This is a genomic window from Streptomyces sp. NPDC051976, assembly GCF_040680795.1.
Taxonomy (GTDB): domain Bacteria; phylum Actinomycetota; class Actinomycetes; order Streptomycetales; family Streptomycetaceae; genus Actinacidiphila.
In genome coordinates, this window is the sequence record NZ_JBFAXL010000019.1 from 1 (window position 1) to 17,523 (window position 17,523).

General features: G+C 74.3%; 12 protein-coding genes. 4 read left to right on the forward strand and 8 right to left on the reverse strand.

Annotation, left to right across the window (positions count from 1 at the left end):
- The first annotated feature begins 181 nt into the window (after window positions 1–181).
- Complete coding sequence (locus AB0M29_RS20070; protein ID WP_365384283.1) at window positions 182–1,624, forward strand: AMP-binding protein; 1,443 nt, start codon at window positions 182–184, stop codon at window positions 1,622–1,624.
- A gap of 118 nt (window positions 1,625–1,742) precedes the next feature.
- Here the strand turns inward: AB0M29_RS20070 and AB0M29_RS20075 are convergent, their stop codons facing one another.
- The 7 genes from AB0M29_RS20075 to AB0M29_RS20105 form a co-directional block, all read right to left on the reverse strand.
- Window positions 1,743–5,558: an SDR family NAD(P)-dependent oxidoreductase gene (locus AB0M29_RS20075; RefSeq protein WP_365384285.1), complete on the reverse strand. Its 3,816-nt coding sequence runs from the start codon at window positions 5,556–5,558 to the stop codon at window positions 1,743–1,745.
- A gap of 9 nt (window positions 5,559–5,567) precedes the next feature.
- On the reverse strand, window positions 5,568–6,323 hold the full coding sequence (locus tag AB0M29_RS20080; RefSeq protein WP_365384287.1) for an ABC transporter permease: 756 nt from the start codon (window positions 6,321–6,323) through the stop codon (window positions 5,568–5,570).
- Window positions 6,313–7,149 (reverse strand): ABC transporter ATP-binding protein, encoded by an 837-nt coding sequence (locus AB0M29_RS20085; RefSeq protein ID WP_365384289.1) that lies wholly within the window; start codon window positions 7,147–7,149, stop codon window positions 6,313–6,315. Before AB0M29_RS20085 ends, AB0M29_RS20080 begins: the two co-directional genes overlap by 11 nt.
- A gap of 187 nt (window positions 7,150–7,336) precedes the next feature.
- Window positions 7,337–9,997 (reverse strand): BTAD domain-containing putative transcriptional regulator, encoded by a 2,661-nt coding sequence (locus AB0M29_RS20090; RefSeq protein WP_365384291.1) that lies wholly within the window; start codon window positions 9,995–9,997, stop codon window positions 7,337–7,339.
- Between the two features lie 62 nt (window positions 9,998–10,059).
- On the reverse strand, window positions 10,060–11,334 hold the full coding sequence (locus AB0M29_RS20095) for a pyridoxal-dependent decarboxylase, exosortase A system-associated (RefSeq protein ID WP_365384293.1): 1,275 nt from the start codon (window positions 11,332–11,334) through the stop codon (window positions 10,060–10,062).
- Window positions 11,331–12,932, reverse strand: a complete 1,602-nt coding sequence (locus AB0M29_RS20100) for an acyl-CoA ligase (AMP-forming), exosortase A system-associated (protein WP_365384295.1) — start codon at window positions 12,930–12,932, stop codon at window positions 11,331–11,333. Before AB0M29_RS20100 ends, AB0M29_RS20095 begins: the two co-directional genes overlap by 4 nt.
- Entirely contained in the window at window positions 12,925–13,224 is a 300-nt protein-coding gene (locus AB0M29_RS20105; protein WP_365384297.1) for a phosphopantetheine-binding protein, read from the reverse strand. The genes AB0M29_RS20100 and AB0M29_RS20105 overlap by 8 nt, the downstream gene beginning before the upstream one ends.
- 383 nt (window positions 13,225–13,607) lie before the next feature.
- Between AB0M29_RS20105 and AB0M29_RS20110 the strand changes: the two genes are divergently transcribed.
- A complete protein-coding gene (locus tag AB0M29_RS20110; RefSeq protein WP_365384299.1) occupies window positions 13,608–14,690 on the forward strand; it encodes a hypothetical protein in 1,083 nt (360 codons plus the stop codon).
- Between the two features lie 79 nt (window positions 14,691–14,769).
- Here the strand turns inward: AB0M29_RS20110 and AB0M29_RS20115 are convergent, their stop codons facing one another.
- A complete protein-coding gene (locus tag AB0M29_RS20115) occupies window positions 14,770–16,665 on the reverse strand; it encodes a condensation domain-containing protein (RefSeq protein ID WP_365384300.1) in 1,896 nt (631 codons plus the stop codon).
- A gap of 248 nt (window positions 16,666–16,913) precedes the next feature.
- On the opposite strand from AB0M29_RS20115, the gene AB0M29_RS20120 reads away from it, so the two are divergent.
- The gene (locus AB0M29_RS20120) at window positions 16,914–17,099 is read left to right on the forward strand and encodes a hypothetical protein (protein WP_365384302.1); all 186 of its coding nucleotides are present in this window, start codon (window positions 16,914–16,916) and stop codon (window positions 17,097–17,099) included.
- Window positions 17,100–17,233: 134 nt separating this feature from the next.
- Entirely contained in the window at window positions 17,234–17,500 is a 267-nt protein-coding gene (locus AB0M29_RS20125; protein ID WP_365384304.1) for a phosphopantetheine-binding protein, read from the forward strand.
- Window positions 17,501–17,523: the final 23 nt, after the last annotated feature.

Genomic DNA, 17,523 nt, shown 5'->3' on the forward strand with positions numbered 1-17,523 from the left:
GTGGCCCCCCCCGCGGCCCACCCCTTTGGGGGCGCTATAATATTTAAAGAGCCCGCCCCGGGGCGCGCCCGCGGCCGCGGGGGCCCCCCCGCCGCGGGAGAAGGGGAACCGGCCCTTCGGCGGGGCCGCGGCTCCCGCGGCCCCGCCGGGCCGGACCCTCACCGACTGGTTCCTGCAGGGCATGGCCCTCGACCCGCGGGGCGAGGCGCTGCGCGTCGGCCCCGCCGCCGTCGACTACCGGTGGCTCCACGACCGGGCCCTGGCGCTCGCCGGCACCGCCGTGGCGGCGGTGCCCGGCGGGCGGCCCCGGCGGGTGGGCCTGCTGGCCGCCCGCTCCGAGCAGGCCTACGCGGGCCTGCTGGCCGCCCAGTTCGCGGGCGCGGCCGTGGTGCCGCTGCACCCCGGCTTCCCCGCCGACCGTACGGCCCGCATGATCGCCGCCGCGGACCTGGACGCGCTGATCGTCGACGAGCGCGGCGCGGCCGTGCTGCCCGAACTGGGCGGCGTGCTCGACGGCGTCCCGGTCGTCACCGAGCCGACCGGGCCGCCGCTGCGGCGGCCAGTGCCCGCGGCACCGGACGACATCGCGTACATCCTGTTCACCTCGGGCTCCACCGGCACCCCTAAGGGCGTGCCGGTGCTGCACCGCAACGTGGACGCCTATCTGCGCTTCGTGCACGACCGGTACGGCTTCCACCAAGGTGACATCTTCTCGCAGACCTTCGATCTCACCTTCGACCTGGCGATGTTCGACCTGTTCACCGGGTGGGGCTGCGGCGGCACCGTGGTGAGCGTGCCGCCGACGGCGTACGCCTCGCTGGAACGTTTCGTCGCGGAGCAGGGCATCACCGTGTGGTTCTCCGCGCCGAGCCTGGTGTCGCTGCTGCGGCGCCGCCCGCGGGGCCTTCCCGCGGACAGCATGCCGAGCCTGCGGTGGAGCCTGTTCTGCGGTGAGCCGCTGCTCGCGCACGACGCCCGGGAGTGGGCGGCCGCGGCGCCCGGTTCGGTGGTGGAGAACCTCTACGGCCCGACCGAGCTGACCATCTCGTGCAGCGTGCACCGCTGGGACCCGGCGACCTCGCCGGACCTGTGCGTCAACGACGTGGTGTCGATCGGCACCCTGCACCCGGGCATGCGCTACCTGCTGCACGACGGCACGGAGGACGGCACCGGTGAACTGTGCGTCACCGGCGACCAGATGTTCCCCGGCTACCTCGACCCGGCCGACGACGAGGGCAGGTTCCTCGACCACGGCGGCGAGCGCTGGTACCGCACCGGCGATCTCGTACGGCGGCTGCCCGGCGGTGAACTCGCCTATCTGGGGCGGCGCGACCACCAGGTGAAGATCCACGGTGTACGGGTCGAACTCACCGAGGTGGAATGGGCGTTGCGCCGGGTCGACGGGGTCCGGGAGGCGGTGGCGGTGGCCGTCGACGGCGAGCTGACCGCGTTCCTGCTCGGCGAGGAGCGGCCGCCCGCCGCCGTCGCCGAGGAGCTGGCGGCCTTCCTGCCGCGCGCCCTGGTCCCGCGCCGCTTCGTCCGGGTCACCGAGTTCCCGCTGAACGCCAACCGCAAGGTGGACCGCAAGGCCCTCACCGAGCGTGCCGCGGCGGCCGCCCGGTGACGGCCCCCCGCCACCCGGTGGCGGAACCGAGTTCGGCAGGCGCACCCGAAGGGCGGCCGGCGCGGAGGACCCGCGACGGCCGCCCTCGGCGGTCCCTGCCTGTGCGCTCCGGCGGCCGTCAGCCCCCGATCACGGCGGCGAGACGGCGGACCGTGGGGTGTTCCAGCAGGTCGGTCGCGGCGAGATCGCCGGGGAAGACCGCCCGGATCCGCGCCGAGAGCTGGATGGCGATCAGCGAGTGGCCGCCGAGCTCGAAGAAGTCGTCGTTGGCGCCGACACCTTCCACCCCGAGCACCGCGCCCCAGATGTCCGCGAGCGCCGCCTCCGCGCCCTCGGCCGGTTCCGCGTACGGCGTCAGCAGCTCGGGCCGCGGGTGGCGCTCGCCGTCGTCGGCGGCGCGCTGCGCGGCCGACGTCCCGTCGCCGGTCACCCACTGGGCGATCCGCGGGGCCAGCGGCCCGCTGGAGATCACCACCTGGGCCAGCCGGTCGGCCCCGGCGAGCGCCCGCTCCAGGATCGTCAGGCCCTCGTGCGGGGCCATCTCGTACGCCCTGACCGCCGGGTTGTGGTGCGCCTCCAGGCGTTCGGCGTCGATCGCCCAGGTGTCCCAGTCGACGGTGACCCAGCGGCCCTCGCCGCGCAGCCGGGCACGGCGGGCGTAGGCGTCCAGTGCGGCGTTGGCCGCCGAGTAAGGGCCGAGGGCGATACCGCCGAGCACCGCGGACAGCGACGACAGGGTGATCCTGCGGTCGGCGGCCCGGTCGCCCAGCACGGTCTGCAGGGTGTGGAACCCGGCGACCTTGGCGTGCAGATGGGCCGCGCAGGTGTCCCGGTCCGACAGATGGGCGAGCTTGAACCAGCTCTGGTCCTGCACACCGGCCGCGTGCACCACGACGTCGATCCCGCCGAAGCGCTCGTCGGCCCTCGCGACCACCTCGCGCATCCGCTCCTCGTCGCCGACGTCCGCGCCGGCCGCGATCACCTCGGCGCCGCTCGCCTCCAGGGCCAGCACGTTCCTGATGTGCCGGGCCACCCGGTCGTCACCCGCCGACAGCTCCGACCAGCGCTCGCGCGGCGGCAGTTCGCTGCGCGAGGTCAGCACCAGACGGCAGCGGTAGCGCTCGGCCAGGTGCCGGGCCAGCGCCAGGCCGACATCGCCGAGACCGCCGGTGACGAGCACCGTCTCGCCCTCGCGGAACACCGGCCGGGCGGGGTCGGTCTCCTCCAGCGGGTGCGGCTGGTAGACCCGCGTCCACAGGTCACCGGCGCGCACGGCGGCGGGCCCCTGGTGCGGGTGGGTGATCGCGGCCAGCGCCTGGTCGGTCGCCTGCTCGGTGACCGGGCCTTCCGCCGGGTCCAGATCGAGGTGGCGGCAGGCCAGTTGGGGGTTCTCCTGGGCGAGGGTCGGAGCGAGCGCCGCGAGTGCGGCGTGCTCGGGGTGGCGCAGGTCGGCGCCCGCCACCGAGGCCGCCCCGCTGGTCAGCAGGGTCAACTCGGCGTCGGCGGGCTGCGGGTCGGCGGCCAGCGCCCCGACCAGGCCCAGCGCGGAGTGCAGTCCGCGGTCCTGCTCGGCGGTGAAGTGCGCCGTGCCGTCGCCCTCGGGCGAGGCCAGCGCGAAGCCGTGCACGACGGTACGCGGCGCCACGAACTGCAGCGCCAGCACCTCCTCCAGGTCCTGCCTGCTGTCCACCCGTACGGTGAAGTCGCCGGTCTCGTCCTGGCCGAACTCCTCGCCGGGCCTGACCGTCACCACCTCGGCGCCGGCCCTGGCCAGTCGCCGTACCATCGCCTCGGCGCGCTCCTCGGCGGCCAGCACCAGCCAGGGTCCGGCGGCGCGCAGGCGTTCGTCGAGGTCGGCGGTGGGCAGCGGGCGCTGCTGCCACGCGGGCAGGTAGGTCCACTGCGCGAGGTCGTCGACCCGGTGCTCGACAGGCGGCTGCGCGGCGCGGTCCTTCGGGCGCGGCGCCACCCAGTAGCGGGAGCGCCGGAAGGGGTAGGTCGGCAGTTCCACCCGCCGTCCCGAACCGCCGTGCAGCGCGGCCCAGTCGATCTCCGCGCCCGCCAGCCACAGCCGGCCGACGGTGTGCGTCAGCCAGTGCGCGGCGGTGGCGTACGGGAGCGGGCCGGGCGCGACGGTGACGGTCTCGTACGGTCCGGTACCGCCGCTGTCCTTGACCCGGACGCCGATCGCCCGCAGGCCCTGCTCCAGGACTGCCGACGCCGAGCCGCCGTCGGGGCGTTCCGCGGCGCCGGGCAGCAAGGACGCGGCGGCGGAGGCCAGTTGGGCAGGCCACGCGTCGGGCACGTCCTGGCCGCCGGCCAGGACGACGGCCGGGTCGCGCCTGGTCGTCTCGCCGTCCACCCAGCGGGCCGGGTCGGCGAGCGCCTCGACGGCGTCCCGGAGGTCGTCGCAGACCACGAAGCGGCGCAGCGCGAAGTGGCCGCGGGAGACCTGGAGGGTGTACGCGACATCGGCCGCTTCCAGCTCCGGGTGGGCGGCCAGATGGGCGCGCAGCCGCTCGGTGACGTCGTCGAGGGCGACCGCGTCACCGGCGGAGAAGGCCAGCAGGTGCGGGCCGGGCGCCGGTTCGCGGCGGGCCCGGCGCGGTGCCTGTTCGAGGACGACGTGCGCGTTGGTGCCGCCCAGGCCGAAGGAGCTGACCCCGGCCCTGCGCGGTTCGGGCCCCGCGGGCCACGGCTGGTTCTCCGGCAGCACCGTGAAGCGGTCGCCGGCCGCGGCCAGTGCCGGGTTGGGCCGCTCGAAGCCGGGGATGGCGAGCTTCACGCCGTCGCGGACGCCGAGCGCCGCCCGGATCAGCCCGGTGACGCCGGAGGCCCGGTCCAGGTGGCCGACGGCCGGCTTGGCCGAGCCCAGCACGGTCGGGGTCTGCGGGGTGGTCTGGAACACCCGTGCCATGGCGGCCAGTTCGATGCCGTCACCGAGACCGGTGCCGGTGGCGTGGCACTCCACATAGCCGACCGACTCCGGTTTGACGTCGGCGACGTTCAGCGCGGTACGGATCACCGCGGCCTGTCCGTCGACTCCCGGCGCGGTGTAACCGACGCGCGCCCGGCCGTCGTTGTTCACCGCGGAACCCAGGATGACCGCGTGGATCACGTCGCCGTCGGCGAGCGCGTCGGTCATCCTGCGCAGCGCGACGACCGCGACGCCCGCGCCCATCACGGTGCCGTCGGCCGCCGCGTCGAAGCTGCGGACCCGACCGTGCGGCGAGGTGATGCCGCCGGGCTCGTACAGGTACCCGGCCGGGTGCGGCAGCGGCAGGAACGCGCCGCCGGCCAGCGCCAGATCGCTCTCGAAGGTGAGCAGCGACTGGCAGGCCAGGTGCACCGCGACCAGCGACGTCGAGCAGAAGGTCTGCACGCTCAGGCTCGGCCCGCGCAGCCCCAGTTTGTACGCCACCAGGCTGGTCAGCGAGTCGCGTTCGTTGCCGACCGCGACCAGCAGGCCGCCGCCGGGCTCGTCCACCACGTGGGAGACGTTGTCCAGCAGGTAGTCGGGGAAGGCGGAACCGCCGAAGACGCCCACCTGTCCCGGCGGGCCCACCGGGGGGTATCCGGCGTTCTCCAGCGCCTCCCAGGAGCACTCCAGGAAGAGCCGGTGCTGCGGGCCCATCGTCTCCGCCTCGCGTGGCGAGAAGCCGAACGCGGCGGCGTCGAAGTCGGCGATGCCGTCGACCGGCCCGCCGATCCTGACGTAGTGCGGGTCGGCGGCGGTCGCGGCCGGTATGCCCGCCGCGGCCAGCTCCTCGTCGGTGATCTCGCGCAGCCCACTGACACCGGCCAGCGCGTTGCGCCACAGGGCGGCCACGTCGGCGGCGCCGGGAAACCGGCCCGCCATGCCGACCAGGGCCACCGCGGAATCGTAGGCGTCGTACGTCTCGTCGTTCGTCTCGTCGTCCGGTGCGTCAGACATGATGTCTCCTCACAGCAGGTGGCTGCGGCCCCAGCCGCGGGAAAGTCGGTACGTGGCGAACGCGCCGCAGGCCAGGCCGATCGCCAGGCAGACCAGGGCGGGTCGCAGCATCCGCGACGCGTCGCCGTCGATGGCGGCGTGCAGCAGGGACATCGCCCAGTAGCCGGGCGAGACGGGTGCGATGTGCTGGGCCCAGGAGGGCATCAGGCTGACCGGCACCAGGGCGCCGCCGAGCGCGCTGACCAGCATCGCGCCGAGGTCGGAGACCATGCCGAGGTCGCCGCGGCTGCGGACGACGGTGGCCAGCGCGGAGCCCAGCGCGAGCAGGGTGAAGCCCCACACCGCGACGGCCAGCATGATCCAGCCCATGGTCGGCGGGACCGGCAGGCCGATCACCAGGCAGCCGAAGACCAGCAGTACGGACTGCTGGAGCAACAGGATCACGAAGGCGGGCAGCGTCTTGCCGAGCAGCAGCTCGGCGCGGGAGGCGCGGGTGACCCGCAGCCGGTCCCAGGTGCGCCACTCGCGCTCGACCATGATCGAGTTGCCCACGATGGACAGCGCGAAGACCGAGAACATCACCAGCGGGCCGGTGACGGCCTGCAGGGTGCCGCTCTTGAGGGCGGTCACGTACAGCGGCTTGAAGACGAGCATCAGCAGCATCGGCATCACGATGTAGCTGATGAGCTGGCCGGGGTCGCGCAGCCGCAGCAGGGCGTTGTGCTTGGCCATCAGGCCGGTCCGGTAGAGCGCGTCAGTCGCCATCGAGCACCGCCAGGGATCGGTAGAGGTCGTCGAGATCGGGCTTGCGGACGTCCACCGACGCCACCGGCTGGCCCGCCTCGTGGAGCAGCCGCACCAGCGCGGCGGTCGGGTCGGTGGTCGACTCGTGCAGCTCCTTGCCGTCGGCCAGCACCAGCCGGACCTCGCCCGACAGGCCCTCCAGCAGCTCGCCGCTGGTGCCGCGGGCGACCACCCGGCCGCGCTTGGCGACCGCGATCGTCGCCCCGAGTTCGGTGAGTTCGGCCAGGTAGTGCGTGGTGTAGACGACGGCCGCGCCGTCGGCGGCGCGCAGCTTGACGGTGTCGAGCAGCGCCTGCCTGGTCTCCGGGTCGGCGCCGGCGGTCGGCTCGTCGAGCAGCAGCAGATCGGGGCGGTGGATCATGGCCACCGCCGCCTGGGTACGGCGCTGCTGGCCGCCGGAGAGCACGCCCGCGGGGCGGTCCATGAATTCCGTCAGCCGCAGTGCGGCCGTCAGTTCGTCGATCGAGGCGGTCAGCGCGCGGCGCCGCAGTCCGGACAGGCCGCCGAAGAGCTTCAGGTGCTCGCGCACCGTGATCGGCGGGTACAGCGCGATGTTCTGCGGCGACACCCCGATCCGGTGCCGTGCCTTCGCGGGCTCCTCCCCGCCGATCAGCGCGCTCCCGCTGTCGGCCCGGATCAGCCCCGACACGATCTCCACGAACGTCGACTTCCCGGCCCCGTTGTGGCCGACGAGCCCGACGATCTCCCCGGGCCGGACGCTCAGATCGAACCCGTCGAGCGCCCGCACCTCCCCGTACCGCTTACTGAGCCCCCTCACCTCCAACATGGGCTCCCCGCCCCCGCCGGAACGCCCCCCTTCCGTCCCGACGACCACCCGCTCCTCCTTCAGCCCCACCGGCGGCGAGGGTGTCCTCAAACTCATGTCTCCTCCAGAAAGTCGGTGCACTGCCCCGATCGGAAGCGGGCGTTGACGGATGGCCGGACCAGGACCGGGCGCGCGGCCCGGCCGCGCTCTACTGCTCTTCCACCGATTCCGTGCGGTGGCGGGAGGGGAAGGCGGAGGCGGGGCGGTGGCGGGGGGTGCGGTCGGGGGTGGGGGGGCGGGAGGCGGTGGGCTGGTCGGGTTGGGGGCGGCTGGCCGCCAGGCCGAAGCGGCGCTGGGTGACCGGGGCGGACCAGGAGGGGCCGGTGGCGACCGGGGTCGTCGCGGGCAGGGTGCCACCGCGGGCGGGGCGGCCGGGGCGGCCGTCCGTCGCGCGGGCGGTGTCCCGGGCCAGCCGCTTCAGGGCCTGCTCGGCGGCGTCGCGCCAGGTGTCGGCGCCGAGCCGCTCGAAGGCGCCGAGCGCCCCCCGCAGCCGGGCGGTGGCCTGCTCGTAGCGCCGTTCGCGCAGATCGAGCGTGCCGAGCGAGTACAGGATCGCGGCCTCACCGAGCGAGTCACCGGCCCGCTGGGTGGCGCGCAGCGCGTCGGTGCCCGCGGCCCGCCAGTCGTCGTGCGCCCGCTGGACGGCGGCCAGCGAACCGACGGCGACGGCCAGGTGCCAGCACGCCTCGGTCTCGGCGCCCTCGCCCGCCTGCCGCACGGCGGCAAGCAGCGTCTCGCGCTCGATGCCGTACCACTCCCCCGGGTCGCTCAACACGGCCCGCAGCACGGGCAGTTCCAGCGGCCACCGGGTGGGGTGGTGGAGTTCCGCGGCGGGCGTGCCGCCCTGCCGCAGCAGCGCCTCGTCGGCCAGCGTCAGCCACGCGCCGAGCATGCGGCGCCGCGCGGCGCTCTCCTCGTCCTCCTCCGCGAAGGCGGAAAGGCACTCGGCGGCGTGCAACCGCACCAGGCCGCGCAACCGGTAGCGCGCGGTGACCCCGGTGCCGCCCGCGAGGTCCACCAACCGGGCGTCGACCAGGGTCTCCAGGACGTCCACCGCCACGCCGGGCGCCAGGTCGAGCAGCGGCGCCGCCACCCACGCCGGGAACTCCGCCGTCGGCAGCCCGCCGAGCCGGGCGAACAACCGCCGCGCGGGCACGGGCAGTTGCTCGTACGCGCCATGCAGCGAAGCCCGTACGTCCAGGCCCTGGTGGGACAGTTCGTCGAGCCGCTTGCGCTCGTCGCGCAGCCGCGCGGAGAGCTGCGCCAGACTCCAGTGCGGGCGCGCCGACAGCCGCGCGGCCGCGGCCCGCAGCGCCAGCGGCAACCCGTCGCACATCTCGGCCAGTTCGATGGCCTCGCTGGGCTCGGCCGCCACCCGGGTGCGCCCGGTCATCGCCGCCAGCAGCTCCACCGCGTCGGGGATGCCCGGCACCTGGAGCTCCACGGTGTACGCGTCGGCGGACACCGACAGCCGGGCCCGGCTGGTGACGATCAGCCCGCAGGTGGGCGTGCCCGGCACCAGCGGCCGCAGCAGCATGGTGTCGGCGACGTCCTCGACCACCACCAGCATCCGCCGCTCGGCGAGCGCGCTGCGGTACAGCGCCGCCCGGCCCTCCAGGCTCTCCGGCACGGCGGTGCCGGTGAAGCCGAGCGCGCGCAGGAAGCGTTCCAGGACGTCGGAGACCTCCTGCGAGCCGGCGCCCAGCGGCAGCCTGGCGTAGAGCTGGCCGTCGGTGAAGGCCGGCGCCAGCTCGTGCGCGGCCTCCACCGCCAGCGCGGACTTGCCGACGCCCGCGCAGCCGGTGATCAGCGCCATCGGCGCCGCCGCGGCGGACAGCCGCTCGCACAGCGCGCCCAGCACGTCGGTGTGGCCGGTGAAGTCGGTGATCCGCGCCGGGAGCATCCGCGGCAGCGGCAGCGGCGCCGCCGCGTCGGTGGCGGCGGGCGCCATCGGCTCCGGCAGGTCCAGGTCGCCGGAGCCGTTGAGGATCGCCCACTCCAGCCGCAGCAGCACCGGGCCGGGCTCCAGGCCGAGTTCCTCGATGAACGTACGCCGCACCCGGTGGTAGGCGGCGAGCGCCTCGGCCTGCCGCCCGCACCGGTACAGCGCCGTCATCAGTTGCACGGCCGGCCGCTCCCGCAGCGGGAACTCGGTGGCCAGCGCGCTGATCTCGCCCAGCACCTCGTGGTGCAGGCCGAGCCGCAGTTCGGCGTCCAGGCACTCCTCCAGCGCCTCGAAGCGGCGCTCGGCGACCCGTACCAGCTTCGTCTGCACCACCGGGCTGTCGATCTCGGGCAGCGGGTCGCCGTTCCACAGGTCCAGGGCCTCGCGGAAGGCGGCCCTGGCCGCGGCGGGCCGCCCGTCGGCGGCGGCCGCCCGGCCGCGCGCCGCGAGTTCGTCGAAGAGGTGCAGGTCCAGCTCGCCGGGCGCGAGGTCCAGGGTGTACCCGAGGCCGTTCATCCGGATGCGCTTGCCGAGCCCGGCGCGTTCCATGGCCCGGCGCAGCCCCGACACCGCCGTCTGCACCTGGGACCGCGCGGTGTGCGGCGGCTGCCCGCCCCACACCGCGTTCACCATGGTCTCCAGGCCGACACCCCGGCCGGCTTCCAGCAGCAGCAGGGCCAGTACGATCTGCTGCCGCCGCGCGGTGATCGCCACCGGCTGCGATCCGCGCACCTCCAGCGAGCCGAGCACGCGGAACCGCAGGGCGGCACCGGACGCGCCGCCGGCGCGTTCCGGGTGGTCCCCGGCGGAGTCCGCCGCGGGCTCCGCCGCCGTTCCGGCAGGGAGCGGTGATGCAATCGCCATGTCCGTCAGCCTTCCTTGCAGTGTGGGGCGCGCGGGGCCGGTGCCACCGCGGCGGATTCGTTTCAGATGAGGACTTCGTGCGGTGCCGGGTGTCCGAGGAAGCCCACCGGACTGGCCGTCAGGCCGTAGGCGCCCGCCTGGAACACCGCGACGAGGTCGCCGATCTCCGCATGGGGCAGGGTGACGTCCTTGGCGAGCAGGTCGAGCGGGGTGCACAGGCAACCGACCACGTCCACCTGCTCGTCGGCCGGGGCGGTGATGGAACCGGCCACCGCCACCGGGTAGTTGCGGCGAATGGCGCGGCCGAGGTTGCCGGTGGCGGCGAGCTGGTGGTGCAGGCCGCCGTCGACGACGAGGAAGGTGGTGCCGCGGGACTGCTTGCGGTCCACCACCCGGGTCAGATAGACACCGGCCTCCCCGACCAGGTAGCGGCCGAGTTCGATGACCGTCCTGGCCTCCGGGAGCGCCGGGCGGATGGCGGTGTCGAGGAGTTTGGCGAGGTTCTCGCCGATGGGGGCGAGGTCCAGGGCGCGGTCCCTGGCGGCGTACGGGATGCCGAAGCCGCCGCCGAGGTTGAGATAGCGCACCGGGCCCGGCGCGTGGTCGGCCAGTGCGGTCACCAGCTCGACGGTGCCGCGCTGGGCAGCGCAGATGCTCTCCGCGTCGAGGTTCTGCGATCCGGCGAAGACATGGAAGCCCTGGAAGTCGAGTCCGGCCGCGGCGATCCTGGCCAGCAGGTCCGGTGCCTGCTCCGCGTCCACCCCGAACTGCTGCGGTCCGCCGCCCAGCTTCATACCCGAACCCCGTACGGCGAAGGGCGGGTTGACGCGTACGGCGACCCGGGCGGTGACGCCGAGCACCTCGCTCGCCAGCCGGACCCTGGCCAGTTCGGTGACCGACTCCAGCTCGACGATGACTCCGGCGGCGACCGCCTGCCGCAGTTCGGCGGCGGTCTTGCCCGGTCCCGCGAAGCCGATCCGCTCCGCGGGCACGGTGGTGTCCAGCGCGGTGCGCATCTCCCCGGCCGACGCCACGTCGAGGCCGTCGACCAGGGCGCTCATGTGGTGCAGCAGCGCGGGCATCGGATTGGCCTTGACGGCGTAGTTGAGCTCCACGCCCTCGGGCAGCGCCGCGCGCAGCTCCGCGACCCGCCGGGCCAGCAGCGAGCGGTCGTAGGCGAAGAAGGGTGTGGAGCCGACGCGTTCGGCCAGCCGCCCCGCGGGCACCCCGCCGACCGCGAGTTCGCCGTCCACCACCGTGAAGCCGCCGTGGCTGCCGAAGCCGCCGAACGCCTCCTTGTCCACCAGCCCGTCCGCGCCGGGCGCCGCGCCGCTCATCGGCCGCCCTCCACGGTCCTGCGCAGCTCGACCCGGTCGAACTTGCCGTTGACCGACCGCGGCAGGCCGTCCATGACGACGGTGCGGCGCGGCAGCATGTACGGCGGCAGCTCGCGGGACAGCGCCTGGTGCAGCCGGGCGGTGTCGGTGTCGGCGCCCGCCACCACCAGCACGACGTGCTGGCCCAGGCGTTCGTCGCCGACGCCCAGCGCGACGGCCTCGGTGACCAGGCCGCTGGCGTACGCGGCCTCCTCGATCTCGGTGGGGCTGATCCGGTAGCCGGAGGACTTGATCATGTCGTCGGTGCGGCCGACGAAGTACAGGAAGCCCGCCTCGTCGTGGTAGACGGTGTCGCCCGACCAGACGGCGAGTTCGGTGCCGCCGTACGGGACGGTGCCGGGGACCGGGCGGAAGCGCTCGGCGGTGCGCTCGGGGTCGTTCCAGTAGCCGAGGGCCACCAGGGCGCCGCGGTGCACGAGTTCACCGTGCTCGCCGGGCGCGCACGGGGTGCCGTCGGGGCGGAGCACCAGGATCTCGGCGTTGGGGATCGCCTTGCCGATCGAGTCGGGGCGGCGGTCGGCCTCGTCCGGGTCGAGGTAGGTGGAGCGGAACGCCTCGGTCAGCCCGTACATCAGATACGGCCTGGCCTGCGGGAAGATCTCGCGCAGCGTGCCCAGGGTGGCCCGGGGCATCCGCCCGCCGGTGTTGGCGAAGTACCGCAGCCGCCCGGTCGCCTCCTGCGGCCACTGCTGGGCGGCCAGTTGCAGCCACAGCGGCGGTACGCAGGTCAGCGCGGTCACGCCGTGCCGGGCGCAGAGCCGTACCACTTCGCGCGGCAGCAGGTAGTTGGTCAGCACCAGGTGCGCGCCGGCGATCAGCGCGGTGGTGAGCTGGCTGAACCCGGCGTCGAAGCTGAACGGCAGCGCCGCGAGCAGCACGTCGTCCTCGGTGTGCCCGAGGTAGGAGGCGACGCTCTCCGCGCCTGCCAGCAGGTTGCGGTGCGAGAGCACCACGCCCTTGGGGCCGCCGGTGCTGCCCGAGGTGTAGAAGACGGCCGCCACGTCGGCGTCGACGACGGCGGACGCGCCGGGCACCGGCACCGCCCCGCCGTCCCGCAGCCGGTCCCAGGGCACCGCCTGCCAGCGGTCGTCGGCGGGAAGTACGGTGCCGGTGTCGCCGATCAGGATCAGATGGCGGACGGTGGTGTCCGGCGGCAGCGCCGCGCGTACCGTCTCCAGCCGCTCGGCGGTGGTGATCAGCGCGGTCGCCCCGCAGTCGGTGGTGATCCCGGCCAGGTGGCGGCCCTTGAACAGCGGGTTGACGGGGACGAAGACCGCGCCGGCCGCGGAGACCGCGAGCATCGACACCACGGTCTCGATGCGCTTCTCCGCGTACACCGCGACGCGGTCACCGCGCCGCACGCCGGTGCGGTAGAGGCCGTAGGCCACCTCGGCGACCAGCTCGGCGAGTTCGCCGTAGCTGACGGTGCGGTCCTTGAAGGTCAGCGCGGGGCGCCGGGCCGCGCCGCGGGCGGTCAGCCGGTCCAGCCGGGTCAGCGGCGCGGCGGCCTGCCGGGACGCCATGGTCGGCTCACTCATGGCCGGCGACCTCCGCCGCCCGCGGGGTGACGAAGTCGGCGACCGTGGCCCACAGCGAGCCGACGGTCGCGAACGTCTCCTCGGTCAGCAGCTCGTCGTCGAGTTCCACCCCGAAGTGGTCCTCCAGGTCGGCGAGGAGCTGCACCACTCCCATCGAGTCCAAGCCCAGCGCGGCCAGGTCCGCGTCCGCCGCCAGCTCGTCGCCCTCCGCGTACGGCAGGCGGGGCAGCAGTACGTCCTGAAAGGCGCGCGGTATCTCCGGTGTCGTGGTCTCCCGCGTCATGTCGGCCATGGCGATCGGTCCCCTTGTCGTCGTCCGGTTCGTCTCTGTCCGGGGCGCGGGACCCCCCGCGCACAACGACCACTTGACCGTCGGTCGCTCTCGAACCGCCATCACGGCGCTATGGCCGGGCGGCCCGGCGGACGATGGCGCGATCGCGTCGGTCGGACGGTGCCGACGGCCCCGATAGCCGTTCGATAGCGCGGCGGGAGGCGGACAGGAGCGCGCCGACAGCGGGCGGGCCGGTGGCGAGGGCGGAGTGATAACGGGCCGACGCAGGATGGGCGCAGCACGGTGGGGCGTGGCCTCCAGCCAGACGAGACCGTAGGGACACGCCCCCAGGACCTTTCACCCGCGGCAGCACCGCCTGGATCCACCGAAGGGGAGGCACCTCCATGCTCACGGGGATATCGGACCTCATGCCGACACCGGACCGCCCGCCCGAGCACCCCCGTGCGACGGGCCTCGACCGGGACACGACGGCAGGTGGCCACGACAGCGGCGACCTCGTCGCGGTGTACCAGTACGCCACCCGGCGCGGCGCCATCACCCCCGGCTCCATCGATCTGGTCGCCCTCGAACTCGGCCTGTCCCCGGGGGAGGTCTTCGCGGCCGCCACCCGGCTGGTGGAGCTGCGGCTGCTGCGTACCGACGAGGACGCCGGCAGCGCGCTGGTGCCGCTCGACCCGCACGCGGCGGCGACGCTGCTCACCTCGCCCATCGAGCGCGCCATCCTCCAGCAGCGGGAGCTGGCCGACCGGTTGCGGGCCCGTATCGACTCCATCGCGGGCGGTCCCGCCGGGGCGGAGGGGCCACTCGGCGTCATCGACACCGTCGAGGGCGAGGCGGAGATCCGCGGGCTGCTGCGGCTCGCGGCGTGCGACTGCCGCACCGAGGCGATCGTGCTGCGCCCCGGGCACGACGCGCGGATCGCGCCGGACGACCTCTTCGACGCCTGCTACGACGCGTTGGGGCGGGAGATCGACGTCCGCGTGCTGTCGCCGCACCGCGACCGCGCCGACTTCGCGTCACGGGCCCGCGCCAAGAAGCTGGCCGAGCGCGGGGCGGCGATCCGTACGATCCGCTCGGTGCCGCAGACCGCGGTGGTCTTCGACCGCGCGCTGGCCGTCGTGGTCACCGCGGGCGGCGACCAGGGGCTGCCGACCGCGCGGCAGGTCCGCGACGAGACGATGATCCGGTGCACCGTCGACATGTTCGACCTGCTGTGGGACGGCGCGGCGCCCTTCGCCCTGGAGGAGACCGGCTACGCCGAGGACATCAACGACGACCTCCAGCGCTCCATCGCCCGCCTCATGGCCCAGGGCCTCACCGACGAGGTCGTCGCCCGCCGCCTGGACATGTCCGTCCGCACCTGCCGCCGCCACATCGCCGCCCTCCTCCGCAGCCTCGGCTCCGTCAGCCGCTTCCAAGCCGGCGTCCAGATAGCCGCCCGCCTCTCCATGGAGGGCGCCGCCTAACGCTCGCCGCTCGGCAAATCCCCCGGCACAGCGCGGCGGCCCCCCTCGTGTGAGGGGGGCCGCCGCGCTGTGGGGGTGGTTAAGCCGGGATGGGGGCGGGGGTCGCGGAATCGGCCGCGCCGCCGGTACGGGCCGAGGCGCCCGCCCGGGCGCCGCTCGGCACGGAGGTGCCAGTCTGCACGCCTGTCGGCACGGACGTGCCGGTCTGCACGCCAGTCGGCACCGCACCCCGAGTCGGGCCCGGAGCCCCAGCCAGAGCGCCGCTCGGCGCCGAGCCGCCGCCGGTCGGAGCGGCCATTGCGGCCGGTGCGGCCGGGAGCAGGTCGCGCGCCAGCGCCGACAGCGGGCGGATGCCGGTGAGTTGGGTCATGTCGACGCCCTCCCAGCCGCGGTCGCGCAGCTCCGCCAGCACGCGCGGGATGCGTAGCACCCGGCCGCCGGCCACGACGTACGGGACCTCGACGTCCACCTCGCCCAGCGCGTTGACCTCGCCGACGACGGCGGCGAGCGCCGCAAGGGCCTCTGCCGCGCTGGACGTCGGCGCGTCCGCCTCGGCGGCTGTCGCCGTCCGGGCACCGGGCTTCGCCCCGGCCGCCGTCTCCGCCTTCTCCGCCCCGCGCACGCGGGGCGTCGGCGGCGGGAAGCCGAAGAGGGCGGCGGTCTCGCTGAGCCGCAGGTCGGCGGCGGTGCCGTCGCGGTGGGTCTCCAGGAGCCGCGCGTAGCCGCGGAGGAAGCGCTCGACGCCGTCGGCGTCCATCACGGTGGCCAGGGCGTTGAAGCCGACGGTGACGCCGTCGTCCCACTCGCCGACCCGCAGGTAGGTGTCGGTGGCGGACAGCGCCCAGGCGGCGGGTTCGGCGATCCGCAGGAACCGCTCCTTGCGGGTCCCGCAGCTCTTGGTGGCGTGGCTGAGGAAGTTGACCTCGGAGGACGCCCTGACCGGCGTGCCGCGCCGGAACCCGTCCCGCGCGAGCAGCTCGACGATCTCGTCGTAGGGCGCGTACGCATGCGCCTGCGCCGCGTCGAGCGCCGCCGCCACCCGCGCGGTCACCTCGGCGAAGCCCGGGTCGCCGCCGAGGTCCACGGAGACCAGCACCGGCGAGAACATGCACGTCATCACCGACATCCGGGGCCCGTCCTGGCGATGGCTGGTGAGCCAGCGATGGGTCACCACCGGCTCGCCGGTGTACGCCGCCATGCCCACCGCGTACGCGGCGAGGTGCACCGCCGACGGCCACACCCGCAGCCGCGCGGCGATCTCCCGGACGGCGGTGAGCAGCGTCGGCGAGGTGAGCGTCGCCCCGAACGCCGCGGGCCCACCGGGCGCCCCCACCGTACGGCGCCGCGCGAACATGTCGGCGGGCAGCGCCGGCACCACCTCGCGCCAGTACCGCAGCACCGCCTCGCGGTCCGCGCCCGGCAGCGCCTCGGTGGCCGCGAGATCGGCGGGCTGGTACGCGACCGGCGGCAGCTCCACCCGGCGGCGGGTGGTGAGCGCGCCCAGCAGCGCCTCGAAGTCCCGCTGGAACAGCGAGATGCTCCAGTCGTCGAAGGCCAGGTGGTTGAGGACCAGCGCCAGCGTGCGCGGCGCCCCGCCGGTCGTCACCGCGCACACCCGGATCGGCCACTCCCGTTCCAGGTCGAACTCGGCCGTGGACATCTCGGCGATGACCGCGGCGGGCCCCGGCGTACCGTCCTGCTCGGTGGTCGCCACCCGCAGCGGCAGCGGCCCCGGCGGCTCGACCCGCTGCCGCGGACCCGGCACGGCCCGGGCGTCGAAGACCGTGCGCAGCCCTTCGTGCCTGCGCACGAGATAGCCGAGCGCGGTGCGCAGCCCGGCCAGCGAAAGCCCCTCCGGCAGCGGGCAGTTGGCGACGATGTGCGCGTCGTGCCGGGCGCCCGCGGGCACCTGGTGGTACCGCAGCCAGTGGTACCGCTGCCCCCAGCAGAGGTCCGCGCTTCTCACCTCGGGCATCCCGTCTCTCCTTCCACATGCCATGGGCCGACTCCCAGCATCCGGCGTTCCCGGGAAAAGCGGCAGCGTTTCGCGGTGGCCGGTTGTTGATGGCAAAAAGCTGCCATCGCGAATCAACTCCGCACCCTCCGGCAAGGGTTGACGGTACGCCTCCCGATCCCTGAATCTCGGTGATGTCGGGGAAAGCAGATCCGGCATCCGGGGCCTACTCGGGTCCCGAATTTCTTTCAACGGAAGGTGTGGTTCCTTTGTCCAAGAGCGCTGTGAAGGCCGCCGTCAAGGCCGCGTCCAAGGCCGCCTCGAAGTCGGCGTCCAAGGCCGCGTCCAAGGCTGCCTCCAAGGCGGCTTCGAAGTCGGCCTCCAAGGCTGCCTCCAAGGCGGCGTCGAAGGCGGCCGTCAAGGCTGCGGTGAAGGCCGCCGTCAAGGAGGCCTGATTGCCTGACCTCGGGCTTCGCACCATGTCCGAGCGCACGGTCGTCTGATCCGTCGCCGGCATGGCGTCGCGTCCGCCCTAGTGGCGGCCGGCGCTCTGCCGGCGCCAAGTCCCGCCCAGGGAAAGGGAAGTCCGGTGGAACACGCCGAGATCATTGATCACCTGCGCCACTCCCTCTCCGTGATCCTGGACCGCCCGCTTCCCGAATTCAGCGCGGAAACCAGGATTCTCGAAGACCTGGAGATCGACTCCATGCGTTTTGTCGAACTCCTCATGAGCCTGGAGGACACCATCGGCCTCGAAGTCGACCCCGAATCCCTCGAACCCGAGGTGTTCACGTCCGCAGGCTCCTTTGCCGACTACATCAAAATCCGGCTGGACCTCTCCCGGGTCGCTGGATAGCCGTATACCGGCCCGGCCCAACG